Source organism: Verrucomicrobium spinosum DSM 4136 = JCM 18804 (genome assembly GCF_000172155.1).
GTDB lineage: Bacteria > Verrucomicrobiota > Verrucomicrobiia > Verrucomicrobiales > Verrucomicrobiaceae > Verrucomicrobium > Verrucomicrobium spinosum.
The window spans coordinates 6252624-6277442 of the sequence record NZ_ABIZ01000001.1 but is presented as its reverse complement, the minus strand read 5'-3'; the positions used below and the strand labels follow the sequence as shown (position 1 = coordinate 6277442).

The window sequence follows — 24819 nt, the reverse complement described above, 5'->3', positions numbered from 1 at the left end:
TAGAAAGGGAGAAATGTTGAGACAGGACCTCAAATGGCCCGGAAAAATGGACGGCGAGTTGCGGGGATAAATGAAATTACCTGGCCTGTCTTGGGGGCAGGCGGCAGCCCCGGCCTGTCGGGGGAAAGCGAGGTTTTGGGCTTTACACAGGCGTGGAGCAGGTCGCAACGCCCAAGGCGGCGCAATTCTTTCCTGAAAGATACAAAAGGCGACTCACCGCAATTCCAGTATTGCATTTCCATCTCTAATCAGATTGCATGCGAATTCGCACGCATTCCACAACCACATGTTAGCGAAACCTGCATCCACACCGATGTCGCCGGGCCTCCATGCCCCGCATTCCCTCCGCAACGCGGTCATTCGCTTCGCGGGCAATTCACAGGATGGCATCCAGTCCATCGGTGGCTTCCTGGCTCGGCTTGCCGGACGAACGGCCCAGGAGGTCATGACCTACATGACCATTCCTTCCACGATCAGTGGCGGGCCGTCCATCTTTCAGGTGCACATAGGCTCCGGGGAGGTGTTGCATGCGGGCGATGAGGCAGACGTGCTGGTGGCCTTCTATCAGCACAGTTATGACAGCCATCTGGGCGCGTTGCGTGATGGAGGCGTCTGTCTCTATGACAGCGGCGAGGTGAAGGAGGTGCGCCATGAGCGCGGCATCAAACACCTCGGCATTCCGTTCACTGCTGCCACGGTGGAGGCGGTCGGCGGCTCCACGAGGGATCGTGGAAAGAACATGTTTGTCCTGGGCCTGGTGTGTGCGGTGTTCAACCTCGACAAGGAGAAGCTCATCGGCATCGTCAGCCGGCAGTTCGGCAAGAAGGATGAGAGCGTGCTGCGGAACGCCATGCTCGCCTTTGACGCGGGCTTTGCCTATGAAGTGGGGGATCTGGAGAGATTTGCCTTTGAGCATGGAGAGGCAGGTGACGGCCATCGCATCAGCACGGATGGCAATCAGATGCTGACGGCGGGGCTCATCGCCGCCGGGGTGCGATACGGCGCGGCCTATCCCATCACCCCCTGGTCGTCCATCATGGAATCTCTTCGCACAGAGCTGCCCAAGTACGGTGGCATCTATGTGCAGGCCGAGGATGAGCTCGCGGCTGTGAGCATGACGCTGGGCGCGGCCTTTGCCGGTCATCTGGCGGTGACGGGCAGTGCCGGACCGGGGTTGAGTTTGAAGATGGAGGCGTTGAGTTATGCCAGCATGGCGGAGCTGCCGATCATCGTGATCAACGTGCAGCGCGGTGGGCCCTCCACCGGCCTGCCCACGAGCGTGGAGCAGAGCGATCTCATGCAGGCCATCTACGGCAGCCATGGGGATTGTCCGCGCATCGTGCTCGCCCCGCAAGATGTGGAAGATTGCTTCTACATCGCGCTGGAGGCCGGGCGGCTGGCCCGCAAGTACTCCTGCCCGGTGATCATTCTGAGTGACCAGGCGTTGAGCAGTCGCATTGAGGCCTTTGCCGAGCCAGACCTGGATGTCCACTGGGTGGAGCCCCATATTGATCTTTCCACGCGACGCGAAGACTATCGTCCCTACCCGTTGGATCGCACCACGCACCATGCTCCGCCCGGCTCGCGCATGAGTAGCGGCAAGTATCCAGTCATCTCTGGGCTGGAGCATGATGAGTGGGGCCATCCCAGTGGCAGCCCCAAGATGCACAGCCAGATGACGGCAAAACGCCGGCAGAAACTCATTGATGCGGCGGCGGAGTTTCCTCTGCCCAAGGTGCACGGGCATCAGGAGGGGGATGTCCTGATCGTAGGCTGGGGCAGCACCTACGGGCCTATCAAGGAGAGCGCCGACCGCCTTCCGGCGGAGGGCTTCAAGGTGGGGGCGCTGCACCTGCGTCACCTGCATCCGCTGCCCAACGGGCTGGAAACCATCTTCAACCGCTACGAGCACATCGTGGTGGTGGAGATGAATGACTACGGTGCCTACGGCTACGGCCAGATGGCCACGCTGCTGAGGGCGCGCTACTGCAATCCCGCCATCAAGTCCCTCTGCAAGACGGATGGTCTGGCCTTCCGCATCCGCGAGATTGTGACCGGGGTGGAGAAGCACCTCGCCGGGGCCGGCTGATCCGGGACCTGATGAACGATGTTTCCTTAAACCACTTTCCACTTCCTCACTGCCATGTCCACCGTCCTTCCTTCCGCCACCGTCACCGAGCCCGAGGACCGGCTCACGAAAAAGGCCCTGACCGCCGACCACCCGACATGGTGTCCCGGCTGCGGGGACTTCGCCGTGCTCAACATCTTCTACCGGGTGCTGGAGAAGCTGCAGTATCCGCATGAGAAAATTGTCTGTGTGGCGGGCATCGGCTGTTCCAGCCGGTTTCCGTATTTCATGAACACGCACGGCATCCACTTCATCCATGGCCGGGCTCTGCCCCTGGCCACCGGCATCTCGCTGAGCCGGCCGGATGTGCATGTGTTTGTCTTCGGCGGCGATGGCGACGGCTTCTCCATTGGAGGCAATCACCTGAACCATGCTGCCCGGAAGAACGTGAAGCTCACTTACGTGATCATGGACAACTTCGTTTATGGTCTGACCAAGAAGCAGACCAGCCCCACCTCACCCATCGGCTTCAAGTCCAAGACCGATCCGACCGGTTCCGTGGACCGGCCCATCAACCCGATGAAACAGCTCCTGGCCAGCGGGGCCACCTTTATCGCCCGCACGCATGCGGCGCAGGTGAAGCACATGGAGCAGATGTTTGAGCGGGCGATCCTGCACGACGGGTTCAGCGTCGTGGAGTGCCTGAGCGAGTGCGTCATGTTCTACGCCGGTGCCTTTGACGACAGCACGCCCCGCAAGGGCGGCACGTTTGAGACCGTGGACGAAACCCAGCACGATGTGACGGACGAAGGCGCAGCCTTCAAGCTGGCCGAGAACCTGGCCCCAGGGAAGTTCGGCGTGTACTACCAGGTGCAGCGCCCCACCAAGAACGAGCTGGAGCAGAAGTGGATCACGGATACCCAGGCGAAGATCGGCGGCGCGAGCCAGAAGGATCTGCTGCGGAAGCGGTTGGAGGCGATGAGGTAAGCGGGGGTTGAGGAATTAACCACAGAGTCACAGAGAGCACAGAGGGTGATTCTGGTTGGGGATGACATGGTGCCAGCATCCACGAATGCTGGCGTTTTTTTGCGTAATAGAAGTGGGGCGATCGAAGTGGGGCAAGCAGGGGTTGCATCTTCGCGTGATCGAAGGCAAGGGACAGAGCACGATGCAAGTGCACACGATTGACCTTCACTTTCAGGGGCTGCCGGAGATCATTGCGGCCTATCTGGTGGAATCTGATGGCGAGCTGGCGCTGGTGGAAACGGGGCCGGGATCCACTTTGCCAGCGTTATTGGAGGGCATCGGACGTCTTGGTTTTCAGCCAAAGGATGTGAAGAAGGTGCTGGTGACGCATATACACCTGGATCACTCCGGTGCGGCCGGGTGGTGGGCGCAACAGGGGGTGACGGTCTATGTGCACCCCAGAGGAGCGCCTCATTTGATTGATCCAGAGAAACTCATCTCCAGCGCCCAGAGGATCTATGGCGACCGCATGCACACGCTGTGGGGCGAGATCCTGCCGGCACCAGCGGAGCGTGTGGTTGCACTTCAGGATGGAGACAAGGTAAAGCTGGGCCGCCGGGATCACTTCATCGCGCTCGACACACCGGGGCATGCCCGGCATCACCTCGCGTATGCGCTGGGGGATGGTTGCTTCACCGGGGATGTGGCGGGGATGAAGCTGCCACGGTGCCCGTACCTGAGTGTCACGGCCGCGCCGCCGCAGTTTGATCCCGTGGCGTACGACGAGTCTCTGGAGCGCCTGCACTCCATGGGTTTTGCCAGGCTCTATCTCACCCACTTCGGCGAGGTGACGGATGTCGCAAGACATCTCTCCCAGTACAGTCTGCGGGTGCATCAGGTGCATGAGTGCGTCCAGGCCCTTCGGGACCAAGGGCTGAGAGGGGATGCTCTGAGGGAGGCCTTCACTGCGGCGGAGCATGAGGTGGCGGTCAAAAGCGGGGCTGGCATCGCCGAGTGGCACCTCTTTGAGTCAGCCAACAATGCCGCGATGTGCGCGGACGGGATTGCTCTGTACTGCGAGAAAGCGGGCAGATAGCCGCTGCCAGTCTCCCTCGCAAAGACGCCTTGGCCCCGGCTTGACGCCTCTGGCCTCCCGTCCCATCTTGCGGGCTCCCTCAGTCTATTTTGTGCCCATGAACATCTTCGAAGACCTACAGTTCCGGGGCCTGGTGGCAGATTTCACCAGTGTTCCGGAGTCGCGTGCCGATTTGCTCCCGCTGCCTGACCGGCTGGCGGCCAAGGCCATCACGCTGTATTGTGGCTTCGACCCGACGGCTGATTCCCTGCATGTGGGGCACATTGTGCCGCTCCTGGCCTTGCGCCGTTTCCAACTTGCCGGGCACCACCCCATCGCTGTGGCCGGTGGGGCCACCGGCTCCATTGGCGATCCCAGCGGGAAATCCGCTGAGCGCCAGTTGCTCACGCAGGAGCAGATCAAAGCCAACGTGGAGGCGGTGCGCCCCCAGTTGGCCAAGCTGCTGGACTTTGACTCGCCCGTGAATCCGGCCCGCCTGATGGACAACGCGGACTGGATTGGGCCCATCTCCTACCTGGACTTCCTCCGCGATGTGGGCAAGCACTTCACGGTCAACCAGATGGTGGCCAAGGAGAGTGTCCGTGCCCGCATGGAAGACCGCGACGTGGGCATCAGCTACACGGAGTTCAGCTACATGCTGCTCCAGTCCTACGACTACTTCCATCTGGCCCAGGTGGCCGGTTGCGAGCTGCAGATCGGTGGCTCTGACCAGTGGGGCAACATCACTACGGGCATTGATCTGGTGCGGAAGAAGCTGGGGCGTCACGCCTACGGCCTGACGATGCCACTCATCACGAAGTCGGACGGCACCAAGTTTGGTAAGTCTGAGGGCGGGGCGATCTGGCTTGATCCCAAGAAGACGAGCATCTACAAGTTCTACCAGTTCTGGATCAACAGCGACGACCGCGACGTGGTGAAGTACCTGAAGTTCTTCACCTTCCTGCCGCATGACGAGATCCGTGCCCTGGAGGCGGAGCACGAGACCAATCCAGGGGCGCGCAAGGCGCACCAGGCTCTGGCCCGGTCCATCACCACGCTCATCCATGGCGAGCAGGCCACGAGCGATGCGGTGCGAGCCAGCGAGATCCTCTTCGGAGGCAGTCTCGAAGGCATCTCCGCCTCCACGCTCCAGACCTTGAGCGAAGAAGTGCCCAATGCCACGGTGACTGCGGACCAGCTGGGCGGCGAAGGTCTGCCGCTGGTGGAAGCGCTGGTGCTCTCCGGGCTCTCGCAGAGCAAGGGGCAGGCGCGGAAGGACGTGGAAGGGGGCGGGGTGTACGTGAACGGAGACCGCGCCACCGCTGCGACGGACCGCCTCGCGGTGGACCGCACGCTGCACGGTCGCTACGTCTTGCTGCGCAAGGGCAGGCGCAACTATGCCCTGTTGTCGGTGGCCTGAGTGCACATCATGAGTGACGTCGTTTCTCCTCCCAGCCGCCCTCGCATCGGCTTCCTCCGGCCGGCCCGGCTTACCAACGGCTACACGGCGGCGGCGCGATTTGCGGCGCACTATAGCGGCCGGGTCGATGCCATGGGGACGGTCTTCGAACCCGTGGCTTTCTCTTCTCATCCGGAGATCATTGCCGCACAGGCGAGGGGAGACATCGACTTTGGCGTCATCGCGATCGAGAACACGCTCGACGGCATCATCGTCGAGTCGGTCAAGGAGTTGGAGCGCCTCTTTGAGACGCCCCGCCAGCGGCGCACCTTTGTGGTGTGGGAGGAGTTGCTACCCATCCAGCACTTCCTGATGAGCCAGAGTGGCGGCCTGATTGGCATCGATGTCATTCGCAGCCATCCCAGCGCCTTGCGCCAGTGCTCCAAGACGCTCCAACGGATCAAGGACCATCTGGAAATCCGGGTGGAGCAGACGGAGAGCACCGGTGCCGCGACGCTGGAAGCGGTGGCCAATCCCTCTGTGGCCGCGATCGCCTCCCGTGAGGCTCTGGAAGTGTATTCCGGCAGTCTGAGGGCAGTGGATCTGGCGGAGCTGGAACACGATCATCAGCTCGGCCTGGAGCAAACCCGCAGCCTTTCAGACTATTCCAACGGCTTCACGCGCTTCTGGATTCTCGGCGAGAAGAAACTCATCCAGCGGATGGACAGTGCCAACGTGAAGGACGTGGAGAAAAGCCTGAACAAGACGTGTTTTCTGCTGAGCCTGCCCAATGAAACGGGCACGCTCTATGATGCGCTGGGAGTCATCAGTGAGCATAAGGTCTTCCTTTCGATCATCTACCCGTTCCCGCGGGTGGAGCGGGACTTTGAGTACATGTTCTTTGTAGAGGTGGAGGGCCATCTTCAGGACGCCGCCATCAAGGGCATTCACGACAAGCTGAACGAAAAATTTCCCCAGCGTCCGGACTGGCCACCGTCCTGCGTGTGGCTGGGCTCTTTCCCAAATACTGAGCTGCTCAAGGAGCTTCCCGAGCATCAGACGCTGTTCCGCAGGCGTTATTATCCCGATGACATGAATTGGCCGGAAACGGCCTGAGCGCCATTACCCGCCCCAGTTTTCATCCTTTCTCCATCTCCCCGTCCTGTGTCATTTGTTGAAACGTTCAATGCGCTGCCTGAGCGGAAATCGCCGCTGCTGCGCAAGTTGCTGAGCCTGCTGGAACCCAAGTCACCCCGGCAGCTTGAGGCCATGGCGGCAGAGGCTGCTGCTCTGACGCGTCAGCATTTCGGCCGGACGATGCGGTTGTTTGCGCCGCTCTATCTCTCCAACGAGTGCGTCAACAACTGCGCCTATTGCGGGTTCTCCCGTGATAATCCGATCTTCCGGGTCACGCTCACAATGGACCAGGTGATCAAAGAGGCCAAACACCTCACTGGGCTGGGCTTCCGCCACATCCTGCTGGTCGCAGGGGAGCATCCCAAGTTTGTTTCCAACGGGTATCTTGAGGAGTGCATCCGGGTGCTGAAGCCCTTTGTGCCGACCATCGGTATCGAAGTAGGTCCCATGGAACAGCCTGAATATGCGCGCATGGTGCATGAGGGGGCGGAAGGTCTCGTGGTGTATCAGGAGACCTACGACCGTACGGCTTATCAGGAGTACCACACGATGGGCCCCAAGCGGGATTTCGACTGGCGTCTGGAGTGCCCGGAGCGCGGCTACGCTGGCGGGTTCCGCCGCATGGGCCTGGGAGCCTTGTTGGGCCTGGCGGATTGGAAGACGGAAGCTCTCGGGCTGGCCGCCCATCTGGAGTACATGCAGAATCACGGTTGGAAGGCCTCGTACACCATCGCGTTTCCGAGATTGCGTCCCGCCGCCGGTGGATTCCAGCCGAAGTATCCCGTGGATGATGCCCGCTTCATCCAACTGCTCTGCGCCTTCCGCTTGTGTTTCCCACAGGTGGGCATCGTTATGAGCACGCGGGAGTCTGCGGCCTTGCGCGACGCTTTGATCCCCATCGGCATCACCACGATGAGCGCTGGCAGTCATACCGAGCCCGGCGGTTACACCGGTCAGGGGCGGGAAGATCTGCACCTCACCGTGCGCGGTCGACGGGTGGAGCTGGCCGAACACAAGCCCGAAGACGAAGCCACGGGACAGTTTGACATCTCCGACCATCGCAGCCCCGAGGAGATTGCTGCGGTGCTCTCCAAGCGGGGATTTGATCCTGTTTGGAAAGACTGGGATGAAGCAATCCTCAGCAACTGACCACGAAGGAGGGATCTCAGGAGCCTGGCTTTTCCCTCGTCCCTCTCCCTCTCACTGGCAACACACGTATTCGTCCATCTCGGCCACATCCGTGCGGCCCAGCACGGAGTCCACGCTGCCGGAGCACAACAACTGCCCAACACCATCGCGGACTCCGATGAAAGCGAGGTGATCGGCGACATTGCGCGCCTGGCGGAGGTTGTGCGTCACCAGCACGATGGTGTGGCGGGACTTGAGCCTTTTTATGAGGGTTTCAATGGCCTCGGTGCTTCGGGGATCCAGGGCACTGGTGGGTTCATCCATGAGGATCACCTCTGGCTTGGTGGCGAGCGTGCGCGCCAGGCAGAGGCGTTGTTGCTGGCCCACGGAGAGTTGTGAGGCCGGGGATTTGAGGCGATCTTTAACCTCGCTCCACAGTGCAGCCTCTTGAAGCGCGGATTCTGCCAGCTCTGCCTTGGCAGATTTGCTGAGGCTCTGTAGGCGTCTCGCACCAAAGAGGACGTTGTCCACGATGGATGCGGGGAACACGACCGGCTGCTGGAAGAGCATGCCCACGCGGGCGCGGAGGGCGTTTGCATCCATGCTGGAGTTGAAGATCGACTGGCCGTGCAGCTGGACATCTCCCGTGACATTCAATCCGGGGACAAGGTCGGTGAGCCGGTTCAGCGCGCGCAGCAGGGTGCTCTTGCCAGCGCCAGAGGGACCGATGAGCCCGAACGCCTGGTGCTCCGCAATGTTGATGGAAACATCTCGAACCAGCGCCCGGCGGTTGGCAGTGACGGAGAGCGCGAACGTTTGGAGGATGTGGGGGCGCTTATCCATGATGGGCTTCTTCGTGAATCCGCAAGCGGGTGGGCAGGGCGGCGAGACTGAGGGAAAATACAAGGCCAAGGAGAACGAGGGCAGAGCCCCAGAGCTTGGAGCCGACGCCGGGGTCAAACGAGTCCTGAGCGAGGATGAAGATGTGATAGGGGAGCGAGAGCACCGGGCTTTCCTTGATCGCCTGGGGCATTGTGGCTCCGGCGAAGATCGTTGCCGTGAACATGATGGGGGCGACTTCCCCCGCAGCGCGGGCCAGGCCCAGCAAGCTGCCCGTGATCAGGCCACCCCAGGATTGAGGGAGGAGCACCGCCCAGACGATCTGAGCGCGGGAGAGCCCCAGGCCAGCGGCGGCCTCCACATACTTCATGGGGATGGCTTTGAGCCTCTCCACCAGCGCCACGGTGACGGTGGGGAGAATGACCATGGCCAGGATGAGTCCGCCGGCGAGCCAGGACTTGCCCCACCCACACCACTGCACCAGCACGATAAAACCAAAGATGCCGAACACGATGCTGGGCACACCATTGATGGCATAGAGCCCGGTCGTCAGGATGCGGCGGCTGGTGTCGCCGTTCAGCCAGACGCGTTCCATCAACGCCAGCGCAATGGCAATGGGGGCGCTGGCCAGGAAGGCGGTCAGCAGGAGGATGAGGGTGCCGATGAGGTTCCAGAAGATGCCGCCCGCAGCGCCCACGAGGCGGATCTGCTCGGTGAAGAAGCCCCAGGAAATGGCGGGGCCACCTTTCTGAACGATCAGGTAAACCAGTCCGCCCAAAAGGGCCAGGGCCAGCAGGGCGCAGGCAAAGGCGACCAGGGCTGTCGCAGCATCGAGGAGCTTACGCATGAGGTTTGCGGGCGAAGGCGGTTCCCACCAGGGTGGCGGCACCTGTCATGACCAGCAGGATGAGGCCCAGCCCCACGATGGCACCCCAGTGGATCGCGTCGCCATAGGCAATGTTGGTCTCAGAGCTCACCAGCTTGCTGGTGATGGTCTGGCCAGAGTCCAGCCAGGCGCGGAGGGAGAGCCAGTTGTCCGGCAGGTTGTTGTCCTGCCGTCCCACCACGAGAAAGACGGCGGTGGTTTCGCCCATGGCCCGTCCCAAGGCCAAGAGCACGGAGGCACCGAGGCCACGTCTTGCTTGCGGTACGACGATGAAAAGGATCGATTCGGCTCGCGTCAGACCCAGGCCCCGGGCCGCCAGTCTCTGGGTGGAGGGGATGCTCCTCAAGGCGTCGTCACTGAGCGTCACCACTGTGGGCAGGATCATCACGGCAAGGAGGATGCCAGCTGTCAGCAACGTATCGCCGCTCAGAGGCTCAAATTTTTCAAAGCTGTCATACACCCAGTCGCGCAGCAGCAGGATGCCAAGCAGACCATAGATGACTCCAGGAACGCCGGCGAGGAGTTCGATCAGGACCTTTGCCGCCATGCGGAGGCGGCGGGGCAGGTATTCTGAAATGAAGATCGCTGCTCCCCAGCCGACCGGAACGGCGAGGACCAGGGCGATGAACGAGACGACCAAGGTGCCGTACACCATGGGCAGCGCGCCGAACTCGTGCTGGCGGAAGTACCACTTTTTCTCTAGCACGTAGCCCCATCCTTCATGCTTCCAGACGGGCGCGCTCTGCCAGATGAAGATGCCCAGGAGCAGCCCCATGGTGGCGATGGCCAGGTGGCTGAAAATCCAGCTGAGCGTTTTTGTCATGAGTGGTGCTATCCGTGTCTGCGCAAAGTCCGACGAGGGTCTCACGGCGGACGTGGGAATGTGAAAGGGCGATGGCGGGCTGAGACCTGGAAGCTTACAGCCGGATGGTTCAGTATTTCTGCCCGCCTACTGCCTTGAGATTCATGTAGCCGTGTTTGGGAAGGAGAGCCTGACCGCGGTCGCTCAGGAGGAAGTCCAGCATGGTCTTGGCAGTACCTGTGACCGGACCGTTGGAGAGAACCGTCAGCGGGCGGCTGAGCGGGTAGGTTTTGTTGGCGATGTTGTCGTTGGTGGGCTCCACCTTGCGGCCATCCTCCAGCACCATGGCCAGGGCGAAGACTTTCTGGCCGTCAGCCCATGAGGCGGAAAGCTGCGACATCGCGCCGCGAGTGCTGGCAACCTTGTTGCGGGTCTCTTCATTGCCGCCCACTTCGGGGAAGCTCACTTGCGGGGCCGCTTTGGGGCTGCCATAGACCCAATGGACAAACACCTCCCATGTGCCGCGACCTGGCTCTTTGTTGAAGAAGGCGATGCGCTGGGACTTGGCTCCACCCAACTGGTTCCAGTTCGTGATCTTGCCTTCGTAGATGTCCTGGAGCTGTTGTTTGGACAGGGCGCGCACCCCGTTGTCCCACACGTCTTTGGAGACGATGATGGCCACGGAGTCCACACCGATGGTGTTCTCCACGAAATTCACCTTTGGATGCTTGGCCTTGTCGTCGTCACTGATGTGTTTGGAAATCATCCCCAGTTGCACGAGGCCGTCTGCCAGCATGGAAATGCCGCCTGCGCTGCCTCCCTGGGTGTCCACTTGAATGTCCAGCTGGTTCTCGGCGCGCAGAATCTCAGCGGCTTCTGCCACCACTGGATTCACGGTGGTGGAGCCGTTGATCTTGAGGGTGTCTGCCGCGGCCGTGGAGACGAAAGATCCCGCAATGGCTAGTGCAGTCAGGAGTGAGAAAATTTTCATGAGTGCGCAATTGAGCATATATTCGCTTTTGGTGGCAAGCGAAATAGCGCAACTTCCGTCCATCCGGTGGCTGGCAGATTATTTTGCTGTTTTGTCGAAGCGGAAGGTGCAGCAACCCAAATCCAGGACGTTGTCGTTTTTGGAGAGGTGGGATTGGAAGTCTTCCGCCAGTGAGTAGAAGCGTTGCTGCCCCTCTTTCTTGATTTCCAGCAAGCCTGCTTCGCGCAGCACGCGGAGATGCTTGGAGACGTTGTACTGCGTGATGGCCAGTGTCTCAGCGATCTCGTTCACACTGCGTTCTTTCTCGAGCAGCATCTGCACGATGCGAATGCGCGTTTCCTCGCCCAGGGCCTTCAGTGCGTGGATGCATTCGAATATCTTCACACTTGCAGTGTTAAGCAGGGGAATGGGCGGATTTCAACAAAGAACTAGGTGGCCAAGTGGGAGCAGGAGCGGAGTCTTTGAGCGACGACATGGAGACTGTTTATCATGTCCTGCTTGGGGAGGTGGATCGGATCAGGTCGGCCAACATGAAAGACGCGGACCCGGGCACCCCACAGCAGCGGTTTCCATGCTTCCATCCTGCCGGACAGTCCCTCATTTTGCCCGCATCAGGCGCTTTGGGACACTCCAGGAGTCCCTTCAGGGGGCTGTTGGGCGGCGGCATTGCAAAAAACAAAACCTCTCATGGCGCTGAGGGCGTATAATTTAAATAGCTTGCACCGGCGTCAAGAGCCGTTACAATCCGCGCCACTTTTTTCAGCGGCCCGTGTTTGGATACAAAGGTCGTTTGGAGAGAGTGCAGGCTCCCGGCTTGCGCACTTCATTCCTCACTGCCATGGCCACGAAACCTTCGAAAAACACCGCGGCGGACGCCAAGAATGGGGCCAAGTCAGCCCCTGCCCCCAAAGTCGCAACGAACAAAAAGCAGGAAACCGGTGTCAAAGCGCCGCCTGAGAAAAAGAAGAGTGCACCGGCTGCATCCAAGGGCACTCCTGCCCCTCAACCATCCAAGAAACCCGCTGACCCCAAGGCCAATCCGACCCCTTCAGCAGCGGGCACCCCAGTTCCTTCCAGCGTGAAAAAATCAGCGACCCCTACAACCGAAAAAGCCACCGCCACAACCTCTAAGGCCAAGGATGCCAAGGCCCCTGAGAAAAAAGCCGCAGTGAAAGCAGAGGGCGTTGCCGAAGACGCGCCCGCTCCCGCCCCCAAAGCAACGAAGGCCAAGGCTGAAGCTCCCGCTCCGAAGGAAGAAGCCTCACCTGCCCCCAAGGCGGCCAAGCCGAAGACCGCGACGAAGTCCAATACTCCGTTGACGGCTCCTGCTCCGCCCAGCAAGCCTGTGCCCCCCCCGAAGATCAAAAAGCCCATCCTGGACTCCGCTCCCGAAGTGGTGATCAAGCAGGCCTACAACCCAACCAAGCTTCCTCCTTTCATCAAAAAACAGCAGCAGCGTCTCATCGAGTTGCGCAGCGCTCTGCTGGAATCCATGGACATCGTGGCCAAGGACAGCCTCCGGAACCGCCCTGAGGGTAGCGAGGCTTCCGTGGGGGGCATGCACATGGCCGATGCGGGCAGTGATGCCTATGACCGCGACTTCGCCCTGAGCATGCTCAGCAAGGAACAGGACGCACTTTACGAAATCAACGAAGCGCTCGACCGCGTGGGCCAGGGTGTCTATGGCGTCTGCGAACTTTCCGGCGAGAAGATCAACGACGAGCGCCTTGAGGCCCTGCCATACGCCCGCTACACCCGGGAGATGCAGGAGCAGATTGAGCGCGACCAGATGGGTGGCCGCCTCCGTCGCGCGCCTGTCCGCTCGGTCTTCGGACTTGAGGAAGACGGGGAAGAAGGTGAGGACGGCGAGGACGAAGATCGTCCCGCAAACAACAATCAGAACGAATCCTCGCTTGACTTCATGAAGGAGTAGGACAATTTAGCGCCCCGTTTATGCCCCGCGACATCATCATCCTCGAATGCACCGAAGCCAAGGCGGCAGGAATGCCGACCTCACGCTACGTGACCACGCGCAACAAAAAGAGCGTGCGCACGCCTGGCCGTTTGGAAAAGGTCAAGTTCAACCACTTCCTCAAGCGCAGGACGCTTCACCGCGAAATTCGCTAAGCTGAACGCCGCTCTGCCCAGACCACTGCTATGCAACCCAAGACCCGCGAACGTCTCTCCGCCTTCCGCCGCGCCAACCGCAAGCTCCCGCGCCGCCGGATGGACATCCCGATGGACAAGCTGAACTACAAGCATCCTGAGATTCTTGCCAAGTTCGCCACTGAGACCGGCAAAATCCTTCCTCGTCGTGTGACCGGTGTGTCCGCCTACGTGCACCGCACCATCACCCGCGAAATCAAGCGCGCCCGCTCCCTGAATCTCATGCCCTGATCGGGAATTTCCCGTCACGGTTTCTTTTTCAAGAAAAACGTTCCGGCTTGGCGGCTGGAGCGTTTTTTGTTCTGATGCCACGACGGTCGTGGTGTCGTTTCCTCTCGCTTGCCTCTGACCATGCTGCACGACACCCAAAACCAACGCGACGTTCGGGGGATTCCCATTGATCGTGTCGGCGTCAAGAACCTCAGGTTTCCACTGAAGATTCGGGACCGTGATCACGCGGAGCAGAGCACAGTGGCTGTCGTCTCCCTGGCGGTGGATCTGCCCCACCATTTCAAGGGTACCCACATGAGTCGGTTTGTGGAGGTGCTGCACGCTCACGGGCACGTGCTGACCGTCTCAGACATTGCAGGGATGCCCAGAGAGCTTCTGGCAAAACTTCACGCAGAGAAGGCGCATGTGGAGTTCAAATTCCCGTATTTCCGCACCAAGAAGGCACCTGCCACCGGGGCAGAGGGTTTGCTCGACTACGGGGTGAATTTTCAGGTGAATGCCCAAGGGCAGAACGTGGATTTCGTGGCCACGGTAGAGGTCCCAGTGGCCACTCTTTGCCCTTGCTCCAAGGCGATCAGTGAACGGGGGGCGCATAACCAGCGCGGAATGGTGACTTTTTCGGTCCGGTTTACCGAACCGGTCTGGATTGAGGATCTCATCGAGCTGGTGGAATCCAGTGCGAGCTGTGAACTCTACAGCGTGCTCAAGCGTCCAGATGAAAAGCTCGTCACAGAACGGGCTTATGACAATCCGGTGTTTGTGGAAGACCTCGTTCGAAACGTGGCTTTGAAGGCCAAGGAGGATTCCCGTATCACCTGGTTCCGTGTAGAAGCGGAAAACTATGAGTCCATCCACAACCACAATGCGTGGGCTGTGGTGGAGTCGGAAGTTCGGCAGGCCGGTAAATGGTGAGCGGGAAGAGGTAAGCGGTGATTCGTTTGCGAGGCGAGGCTTTGGGCTCTCGTGCTGTGAGTTGTTGCCGGAGGCCTCGCAGCCAGTAGCCGGACAGTTGAGGGAGCATAGCGACTGATGCCTCCGGAAACCCGGATCATGAATGTAGCCTGAAGGATGCCAGCGAATGTCCGATCACGCGGCGCGTTCCATCTCTCTGTAGGAAAGGTTTTTTTGCTTCCCATTGGGTGAGTTTCTGGTAGGAAGCAGCCATGAACACCGTCGTTTTTCGTGGTGGCCTTGCTGGAATCCTTCTGGCGCTGTTGACGCCATGTGGTCATGCGAGAGCCTTTAAAGACAAGTCAGGGCGGGTGATTGAGGCCGAGATTGTGGCCAAACAAGGGGAACAGGTGAGGATCCGCCGGGCAGATGGCCGCGAGTTCACGCTGGCCGTGAATCTCCTGTCACCGGAAGACCAGCAGTTTGTGCAATCCTGGCAGAGTCCGGGAGCGCTGGCTGGAGGTGTTGCGGCCAAGGTGACACTGGCGACGGATGCCCGCCTCAAGCCGGGCGCGACGGTCACGCTGACTTTTCCTGATTTGCCCAAGGATCACAACGGGGAGGCGGCTGCGTGCAATGTCCGTATCCCAGAGTCGTTTGATCCTGCCAAACCCGTGCCCCTCCTGGTCTGGATCGGCGGCGGCAAGGGGAGCAATCAACCGGGAGGCGGCTTTCCCCTGGTGGACAAGTCGCAATACGTCATCGCGGGCCTGCCCTATCCTGACACGGCGCCTTCCCCCAACAAGGCGATGGGTGAGGGGAAGATGGATGTGATCCTCGACTATCAGCAGACCATGCTGGCAGAGTTGATCAAACTTCTGCCCAACCTCGATCCCCAGGTGAAAGTGGTGGCAGGCTTCAGCAATGGGGCCCACACCATCGGCAGCGCGGTGGCGTTCGGGCGGAAAGAGTACACGGAGTTCTTCAATGCCTTTGTCGTGATCGAGGGCGGGGCTCAGACCAACTCCGCCAAGAAGAAGCTGCGGGACAAGTATGGCTACTTTGCCTGGGGTAACACCGGCAACGGTTCCAAGGACTACATGAGGGCGATGATGCAGGCGGCCAAGGATGCCCGGCTGGAAATCACCGAACACGAGATGGAAGGGATTGCGCATGAGTTTCCCGAAAGCGAGAAGGCACTCGTGAAAGCATGGATTGAAAAAACGGTGATCCCCGGGCTTCGTGCCCCGCGCGGGCGCTCCTGACAATCGTCTTGCAACCGCGGCAATCCCGCCCACCATCGGAGGATGGGTGCACAATGGAAACAGAAATGGCGGGAACTGGCCGCTGACCAAAAAGGCAAGATCGTCGGCAAGCTGACGCGGGAAATTCAGGTGGCGACGAAATTGGGCGGACCAAACCCCGAGTTTAATGCCCGCCTGGCGGCCGCGATTGCGGTGGCGAAGAAGCAGAGTGTGACCCGTGACACCATTGAGCGGGCCATTGCCAAGGGCTCCGGCACGGGGGCGGATGCCGTGCAATACCAGACGGTCATCTATGAGGGCTTCACACCGCACCGGGTGCCGGTGGTTGTGGACTGCCTGACGGACAACAACAATCGCACCTCCACGGAGATCAAGATGATCTTCAAGGCCGGAACGCTGGGCACGCCAGGCTCTGTGGCGTGGATGTTCGACCATTGCGGCCTGGTGGAGGCGCACCATCCTGAGGCCACCACGGACATCGAGATCGCAGCACTGGAGGCGGAGGCGGACAACGTGGAGCCCATGGAGCTGGATGACGAGGAGATAGCCAGTCACGTCGGTGCGCGTTTCTTCTGCCCCATGGCCAGTCTTGATTCTGTGACCAAGGCTCTCAAGGCGCAGGGCTGGCTGGTGACGACATCAGAACTGCACTACCAGCCCAAGGACTATCCGGAACTCACGGAGGCTCAGCGCGAAGAGGTGACGAAGTTCCTTCAGGCCCTGGACGGACATGCGGATGTCCACCGGGTGTACGCGGCTGTCAAGTGACCTGATATGTCCTCGAACCTGGGCCGCTGCGAAGATGTTTGATGAGCTGTTTTCAGAGCGTGGCCTGTCATTGGACCGGCTGCGTACCTTCCTGGAGGTGGCGGAAGCGGGCGGGATAGCCCGCGCGGCCAAGGATGATGCGGTGCGACAGAGCCAGTTCAGCCGCCAGATCTCAGAACTGGAGCAGTTCTTCGGGGTGGCGCTCACCGAACGTCGGGGAAAGCATCTGGCACTTAATGATCATGGCCGCCGTCTCGCGGCAGTGGTGAGGGAGCAGCTTGCGGGGCTGCATGACTTCAAATGTGAGTGCAAGAGCCAGCCTGTGCTTTACACGCTTGGCGCGGGGGACAGCATCCTGCAATGGCTGGTGCTTCCCTCCTTGGGAGGTTGGGTGGAAAACATGCCGCAGAGCCGTCTGGGTCTGAAGAATCTGCGCTCCGATCACATCGTGGAGCAGTTGCTTCATGCGCGGCTGGATTTTGGCATTGTGCGCGCCGGCACCGCCGTGGAGCCGTTGAAGCAGGTCGTGATAGGACAGCTTCCTTACGCATTGTTTATTCCTGAAACCCTGGTGCCCAGGGTTCGTCGCGAAGATGTGGCCTGGATGCTGGGCAATCTCCCTTGGGCGACCCTGGCCACCGATGCGAGTTTCCTGCCGCGCGTGAAAGACGCCGCAGCCCGGCACGGGCATAACTTTGAAGTGCTGCTGGAAGCCGAGAGTTTCCCGCAGGCGGCTCGTGCCGTGGCGACGGGAGCCTTTGCGGGCATCCTGCCCGTGGCGGCGCGGCCGGATTTTTCCGGACAGAAGGTGCTGGTCCTAAAGCCGCCGTTTCTCTCTGCCGTGGCCCGGAAGCTGGCGCTGGTGTTTCATCCCCGTTTGTTGCGCATCCGCCCCCACGCTCGGGCGGCCGCAGATTGGCTGACGCGAGAGTTGAAGGAGTCTCTGAAAAAGGTGCCGGGTTGAGGTTCGCTGGTCATGGCTTGATGAGGCCGGACCATTGGTCCTTCTGAATGCTATGTGCCTGGTTCTGGCGGGCATTGCGGGTCCCGCAAGCGGGAAGCGATGGCCAAGGTCACGGCCATGAGGGCTGCGGCCACCCAAAACGGGGTTCGACCATAGTGGGCATCTCCCCGGTCGAAACCGAGCAACCAGCCACCCAGCACAGGCCCTACCGTGCGGCCGAGGCTGGCGGAGGATTGGAGGAGTCCCATCGCCCGGCCCTGCCAGGCGTTCGTCACGCAGCGGGAGGCGAGCCCATTGAGGGTGGGTTGCACCAAGCTGTTCCCGACGGCAATCAGACAGCTCACTGCATAGAGGCCGTACAAGCCAGTATCCAGAGGTAGCAGGACGAAGCTGACCAGCAGAATGGACATGCCGCTGAGTGCGAGCCGGATGTCTCCGTAAGCAGGCAGCAGCTTGCGCATGACCCCGCCTTGCATGATCACACCCACGAAACCAATGGCGGCCATGACGTAGCCAACATGCTGTTCATCCATTCCAAAGCGCTCCTGGGCGAAGAGCGAGAACACTGTGGTCATGATGGAGAAGGCGGCGAGGCAGACGAGGTAAGACGCGGCCACGGTGAAGTACACTGGACCATCGGCGTGGCGGGGCAGTGCCGTGAGAGGCTGGGGCGCGCCATGCAGGTGACGCCTTTCCTGAGTCAGGCTTTCAGGTAGCGATGTCCAGATCAACACCGCATTGATCAGGCAAAGTATGCCCACCAGGAAGAAGGGGGCATTCGGGGAGATCTGAGCGGCGATGCCGCCCAGCGCGGGTCCGATAATGAAGCCAATCCCGAATGCTGCGCCAATCATCCCCATGGCGCGCGAACGTTCCTGAGGGCTGGTGATGTCGGCAATGTACGCCTGTGCCGCTGCCACATTTCCGCCAGATGCGCCGTCCACGATCCGGGCGAGGAAGAGGAGGGGCAGGGTATGGGCGAACCCCATGAGGAAGTATCCCGCCGCAGACCCCAGCACGCTGAAAATGAGGACCGGACGCCGACCCACCCGGTCGGAAAGCTTTCCCCATAGTGGGGAGGCCAGGAACACCATCATGGGGAAGACGCCTATCAACAACCCATTGAGAAACTCGCTCGCGCCAAAGGTCTTGGCGTACAGCGGCAACACTGGAATGCAGACGCCAAAACCGATGGTGCTGAGCAGGATCGTGATGAAGATGACCGTGAACTGAGTTTTACGGGAAGCGGCGGACACAGGGCGGGAACACTGCGTGTTCTTAACAAAGCTTGCAAGTTTGCCAGAGAAGGAGAATTTAAAGCCGCGTCCTTACGACCGATATGGATTATACCCGAAGGTGCAAGGCATCCCCTCCTAGCAGGATACGGGATTGGCAAATGGCTGATCGGATTGAGATCGAGCCACTTAGATCGGAAAATACGTAATCCTACGGATACCCATCGGCACACCCTGCGCTATGCTCGGTGAGCGTCGTATCAGCCTTTTACCTGTGTGTCAGAATGATCATCGGGATTCTTCATCAAGGCATCACGGGCTGTGAATTTTTCACAACAAATCGGTGCGCCATCCTTGCGCATTGAATTTCCGTACTGGCCCTGAGTTTGCTTTTCTCCCCCACAGTTGCCTAAAAAAATCCGTCCCTTTTTCATGAGCATTCGCAACGAATCCCTGGCCAGTTTCAGTACAGAGGCAGGCATGCCTTTGGCGGGTGAACGGGCGCAGGGTTTCCCCGCCGCAGCCATTCTTGAGGGTGCGAGACTGGTGCTCACGGTTTTACCACCTAGTGTCCAGAGCCAGTTGGCTGCCACCAGTCTCTGGGTGCATGATGAAGCGATGGCGAGGATCCAGCGTTTTCGTGGCAGTGTCTATGAGGAGCAGGGGACTCTTCCGCTGGATGCGATGCGCGTAGGGAGGCGATACACCCTGGCCTGTGATACACTGAACTTTCACCTTGTACTTAATGAGGTAAACGGACCTCTGGCAGCCAGCCTGCGCTTTCGGTTTTATCGGCCGGGCACCACGGCCTCGGGGCTCAAGTTGTTTGAATCAGTGAGGCGTATGCCGCCCGCTCAAGGGGTCCTCTACACCAGCACCATCAATACGGCGGTGGCAGAAGGGCGCAGTGAGGGGCGATGGGTCGTGGAGGTGAGCGGTCTGGCTGTGGCGTCGGCTTACCACGGGCATCCTGCAATCCGGTTGCTGCCCCTGGCTGCTTTGGCCCTGATCCGGTCCATGACGCCCTCATTGGTGTTTGTGCTGATTCCTCAGATGCCCTACGCGGCATTTATTTTTGATGGATTTAAGGAGCAAGTATTTGGATTGGGCTCGGCGGATACCATGAGACTGCCATCAGCCATCAGCGCTGAGCTGGACCCACTCATGGCGCACATGTTGGGGGCTCATCCACATCTCGCCAACTGCCAGCCGACGGATGGCGATGAATCGCTCCCTCCGCTGTTTTTTCAACAGACCGGCAGCCGTCCGGGAGTGGGCACATATCGTTGATTGAGAGTGGCTTTGGCAAAAAGCCCGGCGCAGGTGGGTGGAAACGTGCTGACAATGGCTGCTTGCACTTTTGCAAGCATTGCCGAGAAGATGGGGTTTTCCGAACGATACTGCCAACATGACCCGTCATCAGCGTCTTCAAACTTGGGTGGATGAGTGTGCCACCCTGTGCCAGCCGGATCACATCCAATGGTGTGATGGATCGCAGGAAGAGTGGAATCAGCTTTGTGAAAAACTGGTCCAGGCAGGCACCTTTCGCCGCTTGGATCCGGTGAAGCGTCCGAACAGCTTTCTCGCCTGGAGTGATCCGAACGATGTGGCCCGTGTGGAGGACCGCACTTTCATCTGCTCAAAGCGGAAGCAGGATGCGGGTCCCACCAACAACTGGGTGGAGCCCAATGAGATGAAGGCCACGCTGAAGCGGGTTTTTCGTGGTTCGATGAAGGGCCGCACCATGTACGTGGTGCCTTTCTGCATGGGGCCGCTGGGCTCCAAGTTCAGTGTCATCGGCGTGCAGCTCACCGACTCCGCCTATGCGGTGGTGAACATGAGGCTGATGACCCGGATGGGCAGTGCGGTCATCGAGCAACTCGATGAAGATGGTGAATTTGTGCCCTGTCTTCACAGCGTCGGAGCGCCCCTTGAGGCCGGGGCAAAAGACGTCACGTGGCCGTGCAACAGCGAGAAGTACATTGTGCACTTCCCCGGCGAGCGCGCTATCTGGTCCTATGGCAGTGGTTATGGCGGCAATGCCCTGCTGGGCAAGAAGTGCCTCGCCTTGCGCATCGCCAGCGTGATGGGGCGTGATGAAGGATGGATGGCCGAGCACATGCTCATCAGCGGTGTTGAATCACCTGATGGCAAAAAGAGCTACGTGGCAGCCGCCTTCCCAAGCGCTTGTGGCAAGACCAACTTCGCGATGCTGGTGCCTCCGCCTAGCTATGAAGGCTGGAAGGTCACCACGGTGGGGGATGACATCGCCTGGCTGCGGCCGGGTGCCGATGGCAAGCTGCATGCGGTCAATCCTGAAGCGGGTTACTTTGGGGTGGCACCAGGAACTTCGTGGGAGAGCAATCCCAACGCCATGGCCTCCATGCGGGCCAACACCATCTTCACCAATGTCGCGCTGACGGACGATAATGATGTCTGGTGGGAAGGTCTGAGTGCTCCCCCGGACCACCTGATCGACTGGACGGGCCAGGAGTGGAACCCCGGCTGCGGTCGAAAAGCGGCGCATCCCAACTCCCGCTTCACCGCTCCTGCTTCCCAGTGCCCCACGATTGACCCTGACTGGGAGAAGCCGGAGGGGGTGCCCATTGATGCCATCATCTTTGGCGGACGGCGCGCCACTACCATGCCGCTCGTGTTCCAGTCTTTCAACTGGGTCCATGGCGTCTTCGTCGGTGCCAACATGGGCAGCGAGATGACCGCCGCCGCTGCCGGGACTGTTGGCAAAGTGCGCCGCGACCCCATGGCCATGCTGCCATTCTGCGGCTACAACATGGGCGACTACTTCAAGCACTGGCTGCACATGCGCCGCCGCATCGCTGATCTGCCCCGCATCTTCCACGTGAACTGGTTCCGCAAGGACGCCGAGGGCAAGTTCATCTGGCCCGGCTTTGGCGAGAACATGCGCGTGCTGGAGTGGATTGTGAATCGCTGTCGCGGCAAAAGCCGAGGCCACGAGACGCAACTCGGCTGGATGCCCAACTTCCACGAGATCAACATGGAAGGGCTGGAAGGCATGGACGAAGCCCACTTCGACTCGCTCATGAAGGTGGACCACAAAGAGCTGCGTCAGGAACTGCTCAATGCCGAGGAGTTGTATCTCGATCTGTACGACTACCTGCCCAAGGAGCTGGTGTATCAGCGTGAATTGCTCGCGGGGCGGTTCTAGAGACTCGCAAAACTTCAAAGATCAAACTTCAAGGGGAGTTCCGGTATCAGGTGCCTCCTTGGAGTTTGGCATTTGAAGATTGAAGTTTGGCATTTGATGTTTGACCCCTCTCGGGGTAAGCCATCCCATGACTGTTGCCGCTGACTCCCTCTCCCTTCTGGGGCGCTCTGAATCCCGTCTGCCCGCTTCTCCGGATGAGGCCAAGCTGGAGACCTTTCCCAACCGCACACCGGGGCGCAACTACCGGATCACGCTCAACTGCCCGGAGTTCTCCTCCCTTTGTCCGGTGACCGGGCAGCCGGACTGCGCGCATGTGGAGATCGTGTATGTGCCGGACCAGCTTTGTGTGGAGACCAAGTCGCTGAAGTTCTACCTTGCTGCGTACCGGAATTTCCCTTCGTTCAACGAGGCTATTGTGAACCGCATTCTGGATGATCTGGTGAAGGCGACCTCGCCCAAGCAGATGACCGTGCGGGGTGATTTCGGTGCCCGTGGCGGCATCCAGCTCAGCTGCGAAGCCCGCTACCCGGACTTCGAAGATGAGGACGCTGTGGAGTGTGGCGGCGGTGGTTGCGGTCACGCTCACTGATTGATCTTTGTTTGTGGTGCCATGAAGACCCTCGTCCTCCTCAGCGGTGGCATGGATTCCGTGACGGCTCTGTATTGGGCCGCACGGGAGACCGAGGTCGCGGGTTGTGTGAGCTTTGACTACGGCTCCAAGCACAATGCGAAGGAGATCCCGATGGCGGCCTGGCATGCCCAGCAGCTGGGCGTGCGGCATGATGTCATCCGGCTGGACTTTATGGACCAGCTCTTTGCGTCAGATTTGCTGAAGAGCGGGGGAGACATCCCTGACGGCCACTACGAGGAGCAGAGCATGAAGCGCACGGTGGTGCCGTTTCGCAATGGCATCATGCTCGCCATCGCCTGCGGCCTCGCCGAGAGCCAGGAGGCGGGGGGCGTGGTGATTGCGGCTCACAGTGGTGATCATGCGATCTACCCGGACTGCCGCGAACCTTTCATGCAGAGCATGGCCTCTGCCATGATGTGTGGTACCTACGCGCAGGTGGAGTTGCTCCGCCCCTTCATCGCCCAAGACAAGGCCGGCATCGCCAAGCTTGGCACGGCCTATGGGGTCGATTTTTCCCACACTTGGTCCTGTTACAAAGGGGGCGACATTCACTGCGGCACCTGCGGCACCTGCGTGGAGCGTCGGGAGGCCTTTCAAGACGCGGGAGTGCCGGATCCCACGCAGTATCTGGACCACGGTCCGCTGCCTGCCAGGCCTTGAAGGCGGAGTGGCACTTACATACTTCTTACACAGTGCTGACAGCAGTCTGACGCACGGTGCCGTAAGATGGCGGAGGATGTGGAGAACCACGCTGAAGCCATGATCAATTATGGCGGGGCGGGGTGAACCTCCTGCTCAACTTTGTGTCATGAAACTACCTTTCTTTGCTTCGGCATGTGCGACCCTTTTCGGCGTGCTTACTGGTGTGTTGCCATCGGCCGCCGGTGCGGTGCCACCGACTCCGGCCATGGATCTCTCCGTGGAGCTGGCGCACCCGCAGATTCTTGCGGGGCGCAAAATGACCACCTACCTGAAGGTGGGCCTGACGGGGCAGGAGCTGGAGGCCTCGGCCAAAAGGGCACCGGTGAATGTGACCATCGTGATCGACAAGTCGGGGTCCATGGGCGGTGACAAGATGGTCCACGCTCGCGAGGCCGCGAAGCAAGCGCTCGACCGGCTCGGAGCCGGGGACATGGTCTCCGTGGTCGCCTATGACGACGCCGTCTCCCTCATCTCTCCGGCCACGGATCTGACGGATCGTGATCGTGTGAAGGCGGCGATTGACCGCATTCAGGCCGGGGGCTCGACTGCCTTGTTTTCTGGCATCAGCAAAGGGGCCGAAGAACTCCGGCGCAACAAGCGGCCCAATCAGGTGAACCGCGTGGTCCTGCTCTCAGATGGCATGGCCAATGTGGGACCCTCCTCACCCCAGGATCTTGGTCGACTGGGTGCATCTCTGGCCAAGGAGGGCATCACCGTCACCACGTTGGGGCTGGGGCTGGGCTACAATGAGGACCTGATGACCGAGCTGGCCCTGCGCAGCGATGGCAACCATGCCTTCATTGAGAACAGTCAGAATCTCGCGGGCATCTTCCAGACGGAGTTCGGTGACATTCTCTCCGTCGTGGCGCAGCGGATCCGGGTGCGCGTGCAGTGTGCGGAGGGCGTGCGCCCCGTGCGCGTGCTGGGCCGCGAGGCTGACATCCATGGCCAGGACGTGGAACTGGAGATGAACCAGATCTACGCCCGGCAGCACAAGTACCTCCTCCTGGAGGTGGAGATTCCCGAGGGTGTGGCGGATACCGATGCCCCTGTGGCCACCGCGGAGGTGATCTCGGTGAATGCACTCACGGGTATCGAGAATCGCAGCCTGACCCGTTCTGTAGCCCGCAGGGTGAATGATCCGGCTCTCATCGCCAACACGGTCAACAAAGCCGTGCTGGTCGAGGTGGCGCGCGCCATCTCGACGGAGAAGGAAGCGCTGGCGGTGAAGCTGAGCGACGAAGGGCGGCATGAAGAGGCGACCAAGGCCTACAATGCCGCCTGCTCCTGGTCGCTGAGCGAGGCCAAACGCCTGGCTTCGCCGGAACTGGAGAAGCTGGGGCTGAGCCAGCAGGAGCGGCTGCAGATGTTCAATGCCGGCGGAGCAAGCGCCAATGCGGCGAGAAAGATGTCAAAGTCTGAAGACCTGTACAACCGGACTCAGAACACCCTGTCGTCCAAGCCTGAGGTCAAAAAGTAGTTTTCAT

25 protein-coding genes are annotated in these 24819 nt (G+C 60.3%); 18 read left to right on the top strand and 7 right to left on the bottom strand.

All coding sequences use genetic code 11. The features are described 5' to 3' along the window. The first annotated feature begins 286 nt into the window (after nt 1-286). The 6 genes from VSP_RS25590 to thiH all read left to right on the top strand — a co-directional run bounded on the left by VSP_RS25590 (nt 287) and on the right by thiH (nt 7794). Nucleotides 287-2089 carry a 2-oxoacid:acceptor oxidoreductase subunit alpha gene (locus tag VSP_RS25590; protein WP_198141229.1) on the top strand — a complete coding sequence of 601 codons (1803 nt, stop codon included), beginning with the start codon at nt 287-289 and terminating at the stop codon, nt 2087-2089. Nucleotides 2090-2143: 54 nt separating this feature from the next. After that, nucleotides 2144-3055: a thiamine pyrophosphate-dependent enzyme gene (locus VSP_RS25585; protein WP_009964286.1), complete on the top strand. Its 912-nt coding sequence runs from the start codon at nt 2144-2146 to the stop codon at nt 3053-3055. A gap of 112 nt (nt 3056-3167) precedes the next feature. Beyond that, entirely contained in the window at nt 3168-4130 is a 963-nt protein-coding gene (locus VSP_RS25580; protein ID WP_053332390.1) for an MBL fold metallo-hydrolase, read from the top strand. A gap of 97 nt (nt 4131-4227) precedes the next feature. Beyond that, complete coding sequence (gene tyrS / locus VSP_RS25575; protein ID WP_009964282.1) at nt 4228-5529, top strand: tyrosine--tRNA ligase; 1302 nt, start codon at nt 4228-4230, stop codon at nt 5527-5529. Nucleotides 5530-5538: 9 nt separating this feature from the next. Next, complete coding sequence (locus VSP_RS25570) at nt 5539-6624, top strand: prephenate dehydratase (RefSeq protein WP_157211060.1); 1086 nt, start codon at nt 5539-5541, stop codon at nt 6622-6624. Between the two features lie 48 nt (nt 6625-6672). Further along, entirely contained in the window at nt 6673-7794 is a 1122-nt protein-coding gene (gene thiH, locus VSP_RS25565) for a 2-iminoacetate synthase ThiH (RefSeq protein ID WP_009964277.1), read from the top strand. A gap of 51 nt (nt 7795-7845) precedes the next feature. Here the strand turns inward: thiH and VSP_RS37410 are convergent, their stop codons facing one another. The 5 genes from VSP_RS37410 to VSP_RS25540 form a co-directional block, all read right to left on the bottom strand. After that, the gene (locus VSP_RS37410) at nt 7846-8616 is read right to left on the bottom strand and encodes a phosphate ABC transporter ATP-binding protein (RefSeq protein WP_009964276.1); all 771 of its coding nucleotides are present in this window, start codon (nt 8614-8616) and stop codon (nt 7846-7848) included. Beyond that, nucleotides 8609-9460, bottom strand: coding sequence for a PstA family ABC transporter permease (locus VSP_RS25555; protein ID WP_009964275.1), 852 nt, complete (start codon nt 9458-9460; stop codon nt 8609-8611). Before VSP_RS25555 ends, VSP_RS37410 begins: the two co-directional genes overlap by 8 nt. Beyond that, nucleotides 9453-10322: a phosphate ABC transporter permease subunit PstC gene (gene pstC / locus VSP_RS25550; protein WP_009964274.1), complete on the bottom strand. Its 870-nt coding sequence runs from the start codon at nt 10320-10322 to the stop codon at nt 9453-9455. The genes VSP_RS25555 and pstC overlap by 8 nt, the downstream gene beginning before the upstream one ends. A gap of 109 nt (nt 10323-10431) precedes the next feature. After that, nucleotides 10432-11292, bottom strand: coding sequence for a phosphate ABC transporter substrate-binding protein (locus VSP_RS25545; RefSeq protein WP_157211059.1), 861 nt, complete (start codon nt 11290-11292; stop codon nt 10432-10434). Nucleotides 11293-11370: 78 nt separating this feature from the next. After that, the gene (locus VSP_RS25540) at nt 11371-11676 is read right to left on the bottom strand and encodes an ArsR/SmtB family transcription factor (RefSeq protein WP_009964267.1); all 306 of its coding nucleotides are present in this window, start codon (nt 11674-11676) and stop codon (nt 11371-11373) included. A 454-nt stretch (nt 11677-12130) separates the two neighbouring features. Between VSP_RS25540 and VSP_RS40040 the strand changes: the two genes are divergently transcribed. From VSP_RS40040 to VSP_RS25495, 7 genes are all read left to right on the top strand, one after another. Continuing rightward, nucleotides 12131-13225 (top strand): TraR/DksA C4-type zinc finger protein, encoded by a 1095-nt coding sequence (locus VSP_RS40040; protein WP_009964265.1) that lies wholly within the window; start codon nt 12131-12133, stop codon nt 13223-13225. Between the two features lie 20 nt (nt 13226-13245). After that, nucleotides 13246-13419, top strand: a complete 174-nt coding sequence (gene rpmG, locus VSP_RS25520; protein ID WP_009964264.1) for a 50S ribosomal protein L33 — start codon at nt 13246-13248, stop codon at nt 13417-13419. Between the two features lie 30 nt (nt 13420-13449). Further along, the gene (gene rpsR, locus VSP_RS25515; RefSeq protein ID WP_009964263.1) at nt 13450-13689 is read left to right on the top strand and encodes a 30S ribosomal protein S18; all 240 of its coding nucleotides are present in this window, start codon (nt 13450-13452) and stop codon (nt 13687-13689) included. Between the two features lie 120 nt (nt 13690-13809). Continuing rightward, nucleotides 13810-14601 (top strand): GTP cyclohydrolase FolE2, encoded by a 792-nt coding sequence (folE2, locus tag VSP_RS25510; protein ID WP_009964262.1) that lies wholly within the window; start codon nt 13810-13812, stop codon nt 14599-14601. Between the two features lie 251 nt (nt 14602-14852). Next, nucleotides 14853-15845 (top strand): alpha/beta hydrolase, encoded by a 993-nt coding sequence (locus VSP_RS40035; protein WP_009964261.1) that lies wholly within the window; start codon nt 14853-14855, stop codon nt 15843-15845. A 42-nt stretch (nt 15846-15887) separates the two neighbouring features. After that, the gene (locus VSP_RS25500) at nt 15888-16613 is read left to right on the top strand and encodes a YebC/PmpR family DNA-binding transcriptional regulator (RefSeq protein ID WP_009964260.1); all 726 of its coding nucleotides are present in this window, start codon (nt 15888-15890) and stop codon (nt 16611-16613) included. A gap of 34 nt (nt 16614-16647) precedes the next feature. Continuing rightward, nucleotides 16648-17577, top strand: a complete 930-nt coding sequence (locus VSP_RS25495; protein ID WP_009964259.1) for a LysR family transcriptional regulator — start codon at nt 16648-16650, stop codon at nt 17575-17577. 50 nt (nt 17578-17627) lie between these two features. Here VSP_RS25495 and VSP_RS25490 read toward each other — a convergent pair whose 3' ends face one another. Together VSP_RS25490 and VSP_RS42580 are read right to left on the bottom strand one after the other, a co-directional pair. Beyond that, entirely contained in the window at nt 17628-18833 is a 1206-nt protein-coding gene (locus VSP_RS25490) for an MFS transporter (protein WP_009964257.1), read from the bottom strand. Nucleotides 18834-19072: 239 nt separating this feature from the next. Beyond that, on the bottom strand, nt 19073-19246 hold the full coding sequence (locus VSP_RS42580; RefSeq protein ID WP_156345852.1) for a hypothetical protein: 174 nt from the start codon (nt 19244-19246) through the stop codon (nt 19073-19075). Here VSP_RS42580 and VSP_RS25480 point away from each other — a divergent pair. From VSP_RS25480 to VSP_RS37395, 5 genes are all read left to right on the top strand, one after another. Then, the gene (locus tag VSP_RS25480; protein ID WP_009964254.1) at nt 19245-20102 is read left to right on the top strand and encodes a hypothetical protein; all 858 of its coding nucleotides are present in this window, start codon (nt 19245-19247) and stop codon (nt 20100-20102) included. The genes VSP_RS42580 and VSP_RS25480 overlap by 2 nt on opposite strands. 118 nt (nt 20103-20220) lie before the next feature. Beyond that, complete coding sequence (locus VSP_RS25475; protein WP_009964253.1) at nt 20221-21999, top strand: phosphoenolpyruvate carboxykinase (GTP); 1779 nt, start codon at nt 20221-20223, stop codon at nt 21997-21999. A gap of 127 nt (nt 22000-22126) precedes the next feature. Beyond that, nucleotides 22127-22588 carry a preQ(1) synthase gene (gene queF / locus VSP_RS25470; protein ID WP_009964252.1) on the top strand — a complete coding sequence of 154 codons (462 nt, stop codon included), beginning with the start codon at nt 22127-22129 and terminating at the stop codon, nt 22586-22588. Nucleotides 22589-22609: 21 nt separating this feature from the next. Continuing rightward, the gene (gene queC / locus VSP_RS25465) at nt 22610-23290 is read left to right on the top strand and encodes a 7-cyano-7-deazaguanine synthase QueC (protein WP_009964250.1); all 681 of its coding nucleotides are present in this window, start codon (nt 22610-22612) and stop codon (nt 23288-23290) included. 148 nt (nt 23291-23438) lie between these two features. Further along, nucleotides 23439-24812 carry a vWA domain-containing protein gene (locus VSP_RS37395; RefSeq protein WP_157211058.1) on the top strand — a complete coding sequence of 458 codons (1374 nt, stop codon included), beginning with the start codon at nt 23439-23441 and terminating at the stop codon, nt 24810-24812. Nucleotides 24813-24819: the final 7 nt, after the last annotated feature.